Source organism: Kaistella sp. CFF1-2, from assembly GCF_059509915.1.
Window position 1 is genome coordinate 280,943 of the sequence record NZ_JCAKLF010000003.1, and the last position, 12,775, is coordinate 293,717.

General features: G+C 36.9%; 11 protein-coding genes, 1 other RNA gene and 1 pseudogene. 10 read left to right on the top strand and 3 right to left on the bottom strand.

From position 1 onward, the window contains the following. Positions 1-6 precede the first annotated feature (6 nt). The 5 genes from AC5XHR_RS10565 (at position 7) to rnpB (ending at position 4,570) form a co-directional block, all read left to right on the top strand. Positions 7-516, top strand: coding sequence for a nitroreductase family protein (locus AC5XHR_RS10565; protein WP_495950758.1), 510 nt, complete (start codon positions 7-9; stop codon positions 514-516). Between the two features lie 139 nt (positions 517-655). Beyond that, the gene (locus tag AC5XHR_RS10570) at positions 656-2,851 is read left to right on the top strand and encodes an FIDD domain-containing protein (RefSeq protein ID WP_495950759.1); all 2,196 of its coding nucleotides are present in this window, start codon (positions 656-658) and stop codon (positions 2,849-2,851) included. A 111-nt stretch (positions 2,852-2,962) separates the two neighbouring features. Next, entirely contained in the window at positions 2,963-3,532 is a 570-nt protein-coding gene (locus AC5XHR_RS10575) for a 30S ribosomal protein S16 (protein ID WP_495950760.1), read from the top strand. Positions 3,533-3,622: 90 nt separating this feature from the next. Beyond that, positions 3,623-4,165 carry a ribosome maturation factor RimM gene (gene rimM, locus AC5XHR_RS10580; protein ID WP_495950761.1) on the top strand — a complete coding sequence of 181 codons (543 nt, stop codon included), beginning with the start codon at positions 3,623-3,625 and terminating at the stop codon, positions 4,163-4,165. A 77-nt stretch (positions 4,166-4,242) separates the two neighbouring features. Further along, positions 4,243-4,570, top strand: an RNA gene (rnpB, locus tag AC5XHR_RS10585) — RNase P RNA component class A. Positions 4,571-4,773: 203 nt separating this feature from the next. On the opposite strand, the pseudogene AC5XHR_RS10590 reads toward rnpB, so the two are convergent. The 3 genes and pseudogenes from AC5XHR_RS10590 to AC5XHR_RS10600 form a co-directional block, all read right to left on the bottom strand. Next, positions 4,774-4,974 (bottom strand): annotated as a pseudogene (locus AC5XHR_RS10590) (CPBP family intramembrane glutamic endopeptidase); the annotation flags it as partial. Between the two features lie 377 nt (positions 4,975-5,351). Beyond that, positions 5,352-6,227 (bottom strand): PPK2 family polyphosphate kinase, encoded by an 876-nt coding sequence (locus AC5XHR_RS10595; RefSeq protein ID WP_495950762.1) that lies wholly within the window; start codon positions 6,225-6,227, stop codon positions 5,352-5,354. Between the two features lie 80 nt (positions 6,228-6,307). After that, positions 6,308-6,691: a DUF1573 domain-containing protein gene (locus AC5XHR_RS10600; RefSeq protein WP_495950763.1), complete on the bottom strand. Its 384-nt coding sequence runs from the start codon at positions 6,689-6,691 to the stop codon at positions 6,308-6,310. 126 nt (positions 6,692-6,817) lie between these two features. Here AC5XHR_RS10600 and AC5XHR_RS10605 point away from each other — a divergent pair, with 126 nt between their 5' ends. The 5 genes from AC5XHR_RS10605 to AC5XHR_RS10625 all read left to right on the top strand — a co-directional run bounded on the left by AC5XHR_RS10605 (position 6,818) and on the right by AC5XHR_RS10625 (position 12,665). Next, on the top strand, positions 6,818-9,433 hold the full coding sequence (locus AC5XHR_RS10605) for a valine--tRNA ligase (protein ID WP_495950764.1): 2,616 nt from the start codon (positions 6,818-6,820) through the stop codon (positions 9,431-9,433). An 85-nt stretch (positions 9,434-9,518) separates the two neighbouring features. Beyond that, positions 9,519-10,160 carry a DUF4241 domain-containing protein gene (locus AC5XHR_RS10610; protein ID WP_495950765.1) on the top strand — a complete coding sequence of 214 codons (642 nt, stop codon included), beginning with the start codon at positions 9,519-9,521 and terminating at the stop codon, positions 10,158-10,160. A 56-nt stretch (positions 10,161-10,216) separates the two neighbouring features. Next, entirely contained in the window at positions 10,217-11,101 is an 885-nt protein-coding gene (locus AC5XHR_RS10615; protein ID WP_495950766.1) for a ribokinase, read from the top strand. Between the two features lie 80 nt (positions 11,102-11,181). Then, complete coding sequence (locus tag AC5XHR_RS10620) at positions 11,182-12,024, top strand: alpha/beta hydrolase family protein (RefSeq protein ID WP_495950767.1); 843 nt, start codon at positions 11,182-11,184, stop codon at positions 12,022-12,024. Beyond that, positions 12,018-12,665 (top strand): HD domain-containing protein, encoded by a 648-nt coding sequence (locus AC5XHR_RS10625; protein ID WP_495950768.1) that lies wholly within the window; start codon positions 12,018-12,020, stop codon positions 12,663-12,665. The genes AC5XHR_RS10620 and AC5XHR_RS10625 overlap by 7 nt, the downstream gene beginning before the upstream one ends. The last annotated feature ends 110 nt before the right edge of the window (positions 12,666-12,775 follow it).

Genomic DNA, 12,775 nt, shown 5'->3' on the forward strand with positions numbered 1-12,775 from the left:
TACGCTATGGAAAATGCTAAAGTTTTAAAACATATTATCGAAGAAAGACGTAGTGTCTTTCCAAAAGATTATACCGATCAACCGATTCCCGAACATATTTTAGATGAGGTTCTTAATGCGTCTGTTTTGGCTCCCAATCACAAAAAAACAAGACCGTGGCGCTTCAAAGTTTTCCGTAACGAAGACAAAAATAAGTTGGGAGGAGAGCTGCAAACTATCTATAAATCGATAACATCTCCGCAGACTTTTTTAGAAAAGAAATATCAGGATATTGGCTTCAAAATAGGAAAAGCAAATGTGGTTATTTCCATCGTTTGTGAGTTTAGTGGTTTGGTTCCCGAATGGGAAGAAATTGCAGCAACAGCCATGGCTGTGCAAAATATGTATTTAACATGTACGGCAAATAGAGTAGGCTGTTATTGGAGTTCTCCCGCTTTGGTTAATCATCTTCAACATTCTTTAAAGTTAGAAGAAAACCAAAAGTGTTTGGGATTGTTTTATATGGGAATGCTTTAGTAACGATCGTAAAAACTAGTTGCCTTTGATTCGGATTTTTATTCTTTTATGTAGTTTTATTTCATTATCACTTTTTGGGCAACGTGAAGCGACTGACTGTGTTAATTTTATTCAGATTTGTGGCAATCAAACAATTTCATTGAACCCAGCAGGGAGTGGAGTTCAAGAGCTGAATTATTACAATGTTTGTAACGGAACGGAGAACAATTCACTATGGATTCGCTTTACCGTAAAAACTTCTGGAACTTTGGGTTTTGATTTAATTCCCGATAGCTCTGATATTAATGTTGATTATGATTTTTGGATTTTTGGTCCCAACGTGTCATGCAGCAACTTTGGCTCAGCCATTCGTTGTTCTACGACCAATCCAAAACAATCTGGCGCGGCGAACAATCATACCGGAATGAGAGATTCAGAGCCTGATGGCGATTTTTCTGAAGGTCCAGGCTCTGACGGCGACAATTATATTAAATCTTTAAATGTTGTTGCTGGCGAATCCTATTTTTTGTTGATTGATCGGCCAATCGGAGATAGTTCATTTAAGCTAAATTGGACCGGGACCGCAAATTTGGAAGATCCTTTTGGAACGGCACCAAAAGCTTTTGGAGTTCCAAGTTCAGTTGAAATCTGCAATATCAATTCCACGCTAGATTTTTCAACTTTTGATGCGAGAATTTTAAATAATAATCCGGATTTTGAAGTCTATTATTACAATTCTAATGAAGATGCGAGTTATGATCAAAACAGATTAACCGGAATAACTACCATTGAATCTAAAAAGTATTATTATCGAATTCAAAGTTTAAAAACGCATTGTTTTCAAGTCGGCTCAATCGATGTTATTCGAAATCCTTTGGTTTTAAAAACCGACGAGTTGAAAGCTTGTTCTACAAATGGTTTAGGAATATTCAATTTGTTAAATGCGAAACTTACTGACGATGCCATCGATCAAATTCACTTTTACGAAACTCGAGTTGCAGCCGAAAATCATATTTCAGGAACCGAAATTTCAAATCCCACTGCATACACGTCTGCTGAAAAAACAGTGTATGCTTGGGTAAAATTAATTGATGGATGCGAAGCGGTGACGGAAGTGAAATTATCATTTTTCCCTATTCCAAATGTGAATGTCGCGTTATTTAATTCAGAATTTTGCGATGACGATTTTGATGGAAAAATTCCAGTTCAGTTTGCAGCGATTACGTCGACAATAGTTCAGAACAGTTCTGATTTTAATGTGATTTATACACTTGTTGCAGATCCTAGTCAAATTCTTCCTAATTCTTGGTCATTTTCTCAAGATACGGATGTTCAAGTTGAGGTGAAAAGTAAAAATGGTTGTCCATCCGCTTTTGGGATTATTCATTTTAAGATTAAACCAAGATTGTTGGTGGATTTGCAACATCATTTTGATATTTGTGATTCAGATTTGAGTGGGAAAGAGGATGTTAATTTATTTGATTTAGCAAAACAAATCGCCAATTATTCCCAAGTGAAATATTATACATCTCCAGCTGAAGCAAGAATGAATGGAACTTCGATTTCAGAAAATCAAACAATTACGGCAGATTCTGATTTTTATTTTCGATGGAAAGACGCTTCCGGTTGCGATGAAATCACGCATGTAAGTGTTACGTTTAATCAAAGCAGAAAATCCGAAATCTTAAAAGATGTGGTGATTTGCCCAAGTGCCACAACGACTTTAGATGCAGGTGCAGGTTATTCCGCATACGCATGGAGTAATGGAAGTAAAACGGCTAGTTCAGGCGACCTTGCGGTTGGGAAATATTGGGTCGATCTTTTTGTTGGAAACTGCAGTTATCGGCAGCATGTTGAAGTTTTAGCCGAATCTAGTTTGATAATTACAGATATTAAAGTTAAAAATAATACAGCAACCATATCCGTAGAAGGTGGTTCTTCAGCTTACGAATATTCTTTGGATGGTGTTCATTGGTTTTCATCTCCCGTTTTCACCAATTTAGCATACGGAATTCATAAAGCTTATGTGCGAAATCAAATGAAATGTGAAGTCGTTTCTGCAGAGTTTTTGAATCTCAATTTGATAAACGCAATTACACCTAACGATGATGGAATAAACGATCATCTTGATTTTTCTGGTTTGAAAATTAAAAAAGACGTTCGTTTTTTGGTGTTCGACCGATTTGGGAAGGAGGTATTTCAAGCCAAAGAAAATTCTTTTGTTTGGGACGGAAAAAGTGACTTGAAACGACCACTTCCTAGTGGCACGTATTGGTATATTTTAGAGTGGATAGAACCGCATTCAGGCGTGAAAATGCAATTTCATTCTTGGATTCTATTAAAAAATAGAAATTGACACGCATTTTTTTTCATAAAATGGCATCGATGAGATTGTTAAATAAAAATTTAATCTTATCTTTGCAGCCTTAATAATTAACCGGGACGAGTTCCCAAAAATCAAAATTATATGTCAGTAAAAATTAGATTACAAAGACACGGTAAAAAAGGAAAACCGTTTTTCCACATTGTAGTAGCAGATTCAAGAGCGAAAAGAGATGGTAAATTCATCGAAAAAATCGGAATCTACAACCCAATTACAAATCCTGCAACAATTGAATTAAACGTTGATTCTGCAGTAAAGTGGTTAAACAACGGTGCGCAGCCTACTGATACGGCTAGAGCAATTCTTTCTTACAAAGGAGCATTGTACAAAAAACACCTTCAAGGTGGTGTTGCTAAAGGTGCTTTTGACGAAGCTGAAGCTGAGAAGAGATTCACTGCTTGGGTTGAGGCTAAAGATGCTAAAGTACAAGGTAAAGTTGAAGGTTTGGCTACGGCAAAATGGGATGCTAAAAAAGCAGCTTTCGAAGCTGAACAAAAAGTAAACGAAGCGAGAATCGCAGCAGCTGCAAAAGCAGAAGCTGACGCTCAAGCTGCTGATGTTGCAGAAGAAACTGCTGAAGCAACAGAAGAAGTTACAGAAGTTATCAATGAAGAGTCTGCAGAAGCTGGAGAAACTCCAGAAGCAGAAGCTTAATTAGATAGAAAATTAAGACTTAGTGAAAGACGCGATTATTCGCGTCTTTGCTTTTTATATCTTTGTTATTACACCCTTTTATTCGATTTCATGAAAAAAGAAGATTGCTATTTCTTAGGAAAAATTACGCGCCGTCATGGTTTGCAAGGAAATGTTATTTTGAAGTTAGACACCGACCAACCAGAACTTTACAACAAGTTGGGTTCTATCTTGGTGGAAGTTAATGGTCTTTTGGTTCCGTTTTTTGTTGAAAAACAACAATGGCATAGAGAAGATAAAATTCTAACTTTCAAAAATGCATCCGAAGCGATGGTTGATCAAACGGTTGGAAAAAATGTTTTTCTGCCACTAGATACGTTGCCGGTTTTAACAGGAAAGCAGTTTTATTATCATGAAATTAAAGCTTTTGAAATTGTTGATGAACAAGGACGAAGCTGCGGAAGAATTAAGGAAGTAAATGACCAAACAGCCCAACATTATTTTGTGTTGAATTTGAACGATAAAGACGTTATAATTCCAATTATTAAAGATTGGATTGATGAGGTTGATCGTGAGAAAAAACAAATCAAAATGCATCTCCCAGATGGTTTGCTAGAAGTATTTCTAGATCCGCCAGGTAACGATGAAAACTAATACAACCGCTTCTTTTGAAGCGGTTTTTTTATGACGATGATTTATTTTGCGCCAGAATGCTTTATCTTTGCACCTCACGAGAATTTCGGCCTGTTGATTCTCTTTTCGAAGAGGGTAGGAAAGTCCGGACTCCAAAGAGTAGCATAGCGGATAACATCCGTCCGTCGCGAGGCGAGGACAAGTGCAACAGAAAGCAAGTACAGTTCGGCTGTAGTGAAACCAGGTAAACTCTATGCGGAGCAATGATAAGTATATCGGGTTTTTGGTTCGCCAAAATAGAAGCGGCTCGTTTCGAATACCGAGGGGTAATCAGCTCAAGTCCTGTAGCAATGCAGGACGTAGATAAATAACAGGCATTTTGGCTTGTCCAAAATACAGAATCCGGCTTATAGATTTTCTCGTGTTTTTTCTGTATTCCTCCAAAAAATTTGGGCTGCAACTAGGAAAAGTAGTGTACCCAATCCAAAAATCAACCAATACCAAAGGTTGTATTTCAAGTCGTAGAACGTATTCCAAAGATCAACTAAGTAAAACTGACCAATAAGGGCAAAAAGGTTGTTTACAAAATGAAAGAGGATGGAATACATGATTTTCCCTGTTCTGTAATAAATCAATGCGGAAGTACATCCAACCAAAAATGTGGAGACTAACTTATTCGCCATCGGAAGGTGAATTAACGAAAAGTAAAATGACGAAACAAGAAGGGAAGTCATCAAGGTATTTTCCTTCAGCATTTGTCTAAAAAATACTTTTCGAAAAAGGAGTTCTTCAAAAATAGGAGCAATAATCAAGGTTGGAATTAACGTCATGATAAATTCAGAATCGAATTTTACACCTGGACTTCCTTTGAAATTAGGAATATCAGGAAATCGTATATCATGATAAACATCGAGAAAAGGTTGCACAAAAATTTGAATTCCAATCACCAAAAAGAGTATCGGAATCCAAATTTTATCTTGAAGCGGAACGGTAAAATCACGCCAGCTGAAAAATGGAAATTTCTTTTCCAAAATGAATTTCCAAATTAGAAAGTACACCAAAATAAAGATGATGATTGGTAAAATATTGACAAATAATTTCCATGCAAAATCAGGGATAATCCAGTTGCCAATGCTTGAGATGACGATTCCTACGATGAGGAATATACACCAACAAACGATAAAATAGAGAAAAGAATCTACAAGTTTCACGAGTCTTGTGAAAGCTGTTCTCTGGCTGCTTCTAGCTCTTTTTCTTCATCAGTTGAAAGAACTGGGAATTTCAAATCCATTCCTTTTAATGTATCAATAATAATTTGGATCGCCGATAATCTTGAAAGCCATTTTTGATCCGCAGGAAGTACGTACCAAGGCGCATTATCGGTATTCGTTTCGCGAATTGCTTTTTCGTAGGCTTTCATATAGTCTTTCCAAAGGGCACGTTCTTTAAGGTCGCCTGAAGAAAACTTCCAATTTTTATCTTTTTCATTAATTCGATCTAAGAAACGCTGCTTTTGTTCGTCTTGGGAAACATTCAAAAAGAATTTAATAACCGTCGTTCCATTTTGAGTTAGATGTTTTTCAAAATTCTGAATGGATTCATATCTAGTATTCCAAAATTTATCATCAAAATCGGAAACTTTTTTCCATGTTTTTTCGCTAAGATTGTATTCTGGATGCACTTTACAAACCAAAACACTTTCGTAGTGACTGCGATTGAAAATTCCAATTTTTCCTTTTTCGGGCAGCGCAATATAGTGACGCCACAGGAAATCATGTTCGTACTCGCTGGAATTGGGTGTTTTAAAACTATGAACCTCACAACCTTGCGGATTAACTCCTCCAAAAACATGTTCTATTAAAGAATCTTTTCCCGCCGCATCCATCGCTTGAATGACGATAAGCAAGGCTTGGCTTCCATCAGCATACAATTTTTCTTGCAACGCCTTTAGTTCTTCTTTTAATTCTACCAAAAGCTTTTCACCATCTTCTTTTTTTAATTTAGATTTAAACTCGGTATTGGCTTTTGAGATATCAAAATTGCTTTCAGCACGGAATAGTTTTTTGAAGTTGTAATTTTCCATAATTCAGGTTTTCAAGTATTAAAAATAAAAAAATCATCCTTAAAAAAGGATGATTTCGAAGACATTATTTTTGTATCGTCTTATTTTTTAGCTGCCGGTTCTACAATACCTTTAATGTGTACAACAGAACGGCTATTTTTATCATCGTTCGAATAAACTTCTACCATTTTCTGGAAACCATTCGGTTCTAATAATTCCGTATTGTAATGAACGGTAATTTTTCCTGATTTTCCAGGTAAGATAGGCTCTTTATTCCATTGTGGAATCGTACATCCGCATGTAGATGTTACGTTAGAGATAATTAATGGCTTATCACCTGTATTTGTTACAGTAAAAACGCGGTTACCATCGCTTCCTTGTTTTACTTTTCCGTAATCGATAATTGTTTTATCAAATGTTATAGTTTGAGCAGAAGCTAAAGCTGCGAAACCAACTAAGGCTAATCCTGCAATCATTTTTTTCATATCTGTTCGGTTTTTAAATTGATATTTAAACTTGTTTTAAGGGTACAAAGTTAAAAATAATTCTAAAACTTTGTTTTAATTTTTTAGTTAGACTATTTTTGCAAATAGTAAGCCAAAAATTGAATTATGACGATTTCAGACAAATACAGTCCAAAAGAAACCGAACAGAAGTGGTATGAGTACTGGATGGAGAACAAATTTTTCCATTCGACGCCCGATAACAGACCGCCTTATACTATTGTTATTCCACCACCAAACGTGACGGGAATCTTGCATATGGGGCATATGTTAAACAATACAATTCAGGATGTTTTGGTCAGAAGAGCTCGTATGCGTGGGTTTAATGCATGCTGGGTTCCGGGGACAGACCACGCTTCTATTGCAACAGAGGCGAAAGTGGTTGCGAAGCTGAAGTCAGAAGGAATCAACAAATCGGATATTACAAGAGAGGAGTTTTTGAAACACGCTTGGGATTGGACGAACCAATATGGTGGAACCATTTTAGAGCAATTGAAAAAGCTAGGATGTTCTTGTGATTGGGATCGTACGCGTTTTACTTTAGAAGATAAATTGTCGCAACAAGTAATTAAAAGCTTTGTTGATTTATATAATAAAGGTTTGATTTATCGTGGCTACCGAATGGTAAACTGGGATCCCGAAGCGAAAACCAATATTTCTGATGAAGAAGTTATTTTCAAAGAGCAAAACGGAAAATTGTTCTATTTGAAATATCAAATTGAAGGAAGTGAAGAGTTCTTAACGGTTGCTACAACGCGTCCTGAAACTATTTTTGGTGATACTGCAGTTTGTGTTAACCCTAATGATGAACGTTACACGCATTTGAAAGGTCAAAAAGTAATTGTACCTATCGCAAATCGTGTGATTCCTATTATTGAAGACGAATATGTTGATATTGAATTCGGAACAGGAGCGTTGAAAATTACGCCGGCTCACGATACCAATGACTATGAAATCGGACAGAGACATCAACTTCCGATGATTGATTCGATGGATGATGATGCCAATTTGAACGAGCATGGATTGCATTATGCAGGACAAAACAGATTTGATGTTCGTAAGCAAATCGTAAAAGAATTAGAAGAAAAAGGTCTTTTGTTGAAGGCAGAAGATTACGTAAATAAAGTAGGAACTTCTGAGCGTACAGGTGCGGTTATCGAGCCTAAAATTTCGCAACAATGGTTCTTGAAAATGGCAGATATTGCAAAACCTGCTTTGGATGTCGTGATGAACGATGAGGTAAGTTTTTACCCAGACAAATTCAAGAATACCTATAAATATTGGATGGAAAACATCCGCGATTGGAATATTTCTCGTCAACTTTGGTGGGGACAACAGATTCCAGCGTTTTATTATGGAATTGGTGAAAATGATTTCGTTGTTGCCGAAACAATTGAAGAGGCTTTAATTTTAGCGAAAGAAAAATCGCAAAATCCAAATCTTGAACTCTCCAATTTGACTCAAGATGAAGATGCGTTAGATACGTGGTTTTCATCATGGTTATGGCCAATGTCTGTGTTTGATGGAATGTTAGATCCAGAAAATAAAGACATTTCGTATTACTATCCAACAGCGGATTTGGTTACGGGACCGGATATTATTTTCTTCTGGGTGGCTCGTATGATTATGGCGGGATTGGAATTCCGTGGCGAAGTGCCGTTCAAAAACGTGTATTTTACAGGAATTGTGCGTGATAAGCAACGTCGTAAAATGTCCAAATCTTTAGGGAACTCTCCAGATCCGTTAGAATTGATTGAAAAATACGGAGCCGATAGTGTTCGTGTTGGGATTTTGTTGAGTTCGGCGGCTGGAAACGACTTGCTTTTTGATGAAGATTTAATGCTTCAAGGAAGAAACTTCGCTACCAAAATTTGGAATGCCTTCAAATTGACGCAAAGTTGGAAGCAAGAAGAAAAAGCACCGAATGAAGCCGAACTTCAAACGATTGAATGGTTCGGAAATCAACTGAATAAAACAATTGCGGAAATCAACGACCAATTTGAGAAATTTAGAATTTCGGATGCGTTGCATTTGATTTATAAACTAATTTGGGACGACTTCTGTTCTTGGTATTTAGAAGCGGTGAAGCCTAATTATGGTGAAGCTATTTCTACAGAAGTATATCAAAAAACAATGGATTATTTCGGTGAATTACTGAAATTATTACATCCATTTATGCCGTTCTTAACTGAAGAACTTTGGCAACATATTGCTCCGAGAACTACCGAGGAAGCGTTGATTATAACGCAACAAATGCCTTCATCAACGTTTGATGTGGCTGCGATTGATAATTTTGAAACAGCTAAGGAAATTATTTCTGGAGTTCGTAATTACAGACAAAGCAAAGGGATTTCACCGAGAGAAGTCGTTGAAGCATTTACCAATGCGGCTGCATTTGCAAACCAAGCGGTTATTACGAAGCTTGCAAATGTGGAAACGATTAATTTCAATACGAAAACCGACAAGCCGAGCTTTACGTTTTTGGTGGGAGCAACGGAAGTTTCTATTCCGCTAAGCGAAAGTTTAGATTTGGAAGAAGAAAAGAAGAAAACGGAAGAAGAACTCTCGTATTTGAAAGGATTTTTAATTTCGGTTCAGAAAAAACTATCGAACGAGAAGTTTGTAAGCGGAGCACCAGCCAATGTAGTTGATGTAGAACGTAAAAAACAAAAAGATACCGAAGAGAAAATTGCTATTCTGGAAGAAAAGCTAAAATCTCTATAAAAACATATAAAATCATCATCGGAAAAGACTAATGAACGTTTGTTTTTTAGTCTTTTTCTTTACCTTTATTCCTAATTTTAAAGTCATGCACTACCCAGAAACTATAAAGAAATTATTTACGAAAGATTTTGTAGAAAACCCAGCGATAGAGTCTTTTCAAGTTGGAGATTTAGTTATTAACAGCGGTAAATTGATCGCTTGTGACCCGTTGATTACGCACGATATGAAAGCGTTCAAAACACAGTTTCCTTTGGGTAAATTTCCTGTAACCATCCATAAAGAGAGAGAAACCAACTGCATCGCCTATGTTGAAATTCGTTTTAACACGAATCCTGTTGTTGATTGGCAATTAGCAACGACAGAAGGTCAAAATGTGGATGATTTAGCGGAAGGAGAAACTTTTGGCTATCCTGTTGAAAGTGGTATGGGTGCTTGGATGGACTCATTGGCTCAAGAAGAATTAAATTGGCTGGAACAGCATTTGTATCGAAGAAAGGGAAGTGATTTTATGGGAATCTATGAAGAATTTTTCCACGATCATTTTTTTGATGCAAACGGTGCGATTGATCAATTTGCATTTTTAAAACCAAATGAGGAAAAAGAAGGCAATCTTTTTGCATTCGAAACGGGGTATGGTGAAGGGTTTTATGCAAGTTATGTCGGGTTTGATAAAGACCATCAACCCGTGAAAATTATTAATGAATTTATCGAAATTTCAGCGGAATAATCCTGTTTTTTCAAATACCAAAATACCTTATATTTGTCCAAAAGCCAATTTGAATTATGAAATTCACCAGTGAGCAACCCAAGATTTTAGTAGTAGGAAGTTCTTCCATTGATTTGGTTCTGAATACGGAAACCTTTCCGTATCAAGGTCATACTGTTATGGCTCAGAAATGCGAAAGTTTTTTTGGAGGAAAAGGCGCCAATCAGGCGGTGGGAACAGCTCGTTTGGGCGGAAGCGTTTATTTTATTGGAAGCGTCGGGATGGATCCGCATGGTCAACAAATAATGCGTAATCTAATTGATGAGGGCGTGAATGTTGGTTTTGTGGTGGAGTCGGAAACAGAATCTACAGGTTCGGCTTATGTAACAGCTTCGCACGGTGAAAATGCTATCGTCGTGGTTCCAGCGGCTAATTATTATTTGAAACCCGCTCATATTGATCACGCAGAGCGTTTGTTCAATACAACGGATATGGTTTTAGTTCAGTTGGAAATCCCAATGGATGTGGTGGTGCATACGATTCAACTAGCCAAATTAAACAATAAAAAAGTCATGCTTTATGCCGCCCCTGCAACACAATTACCGGAATATGTGATTGAAAATGCCGATTTTATTGTAGCAAAAAGCAATGAATTGGAGGTGATTTTTAAAGATCAAGAAAAAGACGCTGTCCTTAAAAAGTTTCCAAATAAATTATTTGTTCGTGATAACAATTCAACCACGTATTTTAATGGAAGCGAAATGCGCTACTACCGAAATGATGAAGTGGGATTTGCAAATAAAATGGGGATGGGCGATGCGTTCACTTCAGGCTTCAGCATTGCGTATTGTCATGGAAATGAAATTGACGAATGTGTAAAATTCGGCAACGAAGTGTCTCTTAAAGTCGCTAAAGTTCGTGGTTCACAAAAAGGCTTACCTTTCTTAAAAGACTTTCAGTAAAAGAAGATTCTATGTGTCGAATTTCAATTTTCGGCGTATGAGCTTATTTTTTGGATAAATTTGATTGGATATTTCACTACATGCAGTCAATAATCATACATACGGAGGATCAGTATCCTTTGCACACAACGCTTTTCGAACCTCAACTTTCCAACAAATGTTTTCTACTTATTGGTGGAGCTACAGGAGTTAAACAGCATATTTATTTTGGATTTGCGCAGTTTATGGCGGATCAGGGTTTTACCGTGTTGACTTTCGACTATCGTGGAATTGGATTGTCAAAACCAAAGAAAATGAAAGGTTTTGAAGCCAGCATGCGACTTTGGGGAAGTGTGGATTATCGGGCGATAACATTTTATATTCGGAATCATTTTCCCGAAATGCACAAATACTATTTGGGGCATTCTTTGGGAGCTTTAATCCTCGGGATGAATGTCGATTCTCATCTATTTGAAGAATTTGTTTTTGTGGCGACTCAAAAAGCGCATGTTTCTAATTTGAAATGGAAAACCCGAATGGAAGCCTACGTCGGTTTTGGACTTTTACAACCGATTTCAACACAGATGTTTGGCTATTTTCCAGCCCATCGATTTGGGTTGGGCGAAAGTTTACCCAAAGGAAGTGCTTTTGATTGGAGAACACTGATTTTAAATAAGAAATCAACCAATAAATTATTGGAGCAAACCTTGGATATTTCGAAGGAACTGAGGCAAAACGTATTGGTACTTTCGATGGAGGACGATGCTTGGGTGACGGATAAAGGTGTTCACGCTTTGTTAGAAGAAACCTACCCGAATATGAAACCTACCTACAGAAAAATATTGGTTTCGGAATCCGAAGCGAAAAAAATTGGACATATTAATTTCTTTAGGAAATACAATAAAAAATTGTGGAACATTATTTTAAATGAAACGGAATGGTAGACATCATAAAAACAACAGTTGATTTTGTTAAAAAAGAGCTTGAAGGTGCAGAAACTGGGCACGATTGGTATCATATAGAGCGCGTTTGGAGGCTCGCTGAACATATTGGTGAGAAAGAAAACGCGAATACTCAAGTGGTGGCTTTAGCCGCTTTGTTACATGATATTGCCGATCCTAAATTTCACAATGGGAATGAGACGTTGGCATTGGAAATTTCCGAACGTTTTTTAACGGAGAATAATGTTGATGCGGATGTTATTCAGCAAGTGCTTTATGTGATTCAGAATATTTCTTTTAAAAATAGAGGCGAAGCGCCAACGCAACCGAGTTTGGAACTTCAAATTGTGCAAGATGCCGATCGTTTGGACGCTATTGGGGCGATTGGGATTGCGCGAACATTCAACTTTGGAGGCTTCAAAAATAATTTAATGTATGATCCTGAAATTCAACCAAAATTGAATATGGATAAAGAGGAATATAAAAAGTCGAACGGAACAACAATCAATCATTTCTATGAAAAATTGCTGTTGCTGAAAGATTTAATGAATACCGAAACCGGTAAGAAATTAGCCGAAGAACGCCACCAGTATATGCTTGGTTTTCTAGATCAATTCTATAAAGAATGGAATGTAGAAGTGTGATTCCAAGATTATAAGTATATTTGCGGTGTCTATGGGGTTTATTTTATTTATTCTACTCATATTATTATGTCTTTCGCTGTTTCTCTCTTTGTACAAAAAGGGGCCGCTTA

Excerpts from the sequence above, each read along its gene's own strand:
- AC5XHR_RS10565 (WP_495950758.1), top strand. The coding sequence starts at position 7 with ATGGAAAATGCTAAAGTTTTAAAACATATTATCGAAGAAAGACGTAGT.
- AC5XHR_RS10575 (WP_495950760.1), top strand. The coding sequence starts at position 2,963 with ATGTCAGTAAAAATTAGATTACAAAGACACGGTAAAAAAGGAAAACCG.
- rimM (WP_495950761.1), top strand. The coding sequence starts at position 3,623 with ATGAAAAAAGAAGATTGCTATTTCTTAGGAAAAATTACGCGCCGTCAT.
- AC5XHR_RS10595 (WP_495950762.1), bottom strand. The coding sequence starts at position 6,227 with ATGGAAAATTACAACTTCAAAAAACTATTCCGTGCTGAAAGCAATTTT.
- AC5XHR_RS10600 (WP_495950763.1), bottom strand. The coding sequence starts at position 6,691 with ATGAAAAAAATGATTGCAGGATTAGCCTTAGTTGGTTTCGCAGCTTTA.
- AC5XHR_RS10605 (WP_495950764.1), top strand. The coding sequence starts at position 6,818 with ATGACGATTTCAGACAAATACAGTCCAAAAGAAACCGAACAGAAGTGG.
- AC5XHR_RS10610 (WP_495950765.1), top strand. The coding sequence starts at position 9,519 with ATGCACTACCCAGAAACTATAAAGAAATTATTTACGAAAGATTTTGTA.
- AC5XHR_RS10615 (WP_495950766.1), top strand. The coding sequence starts at position 10,217 with ATGAAATTCACCAGTGAGCAACCCAAGATTTTAGTAGTAGGAAGTTCT.
- AC5XHR_RS10620 (WP_495950767.1), top strand. The coding sequence starts at position 11,182 with ATGCAGTCAATAATCATACATACGGAGGATCAGTATCCTTTGCACACA.
- AC5XHR_RS10625 (WP_495950768.1), top strand. The coding sequence starts at position 12,018 with ATGGTAGACATCATAAAAACAACAGTTGATTTTGTTAAAAAAGAGCTT.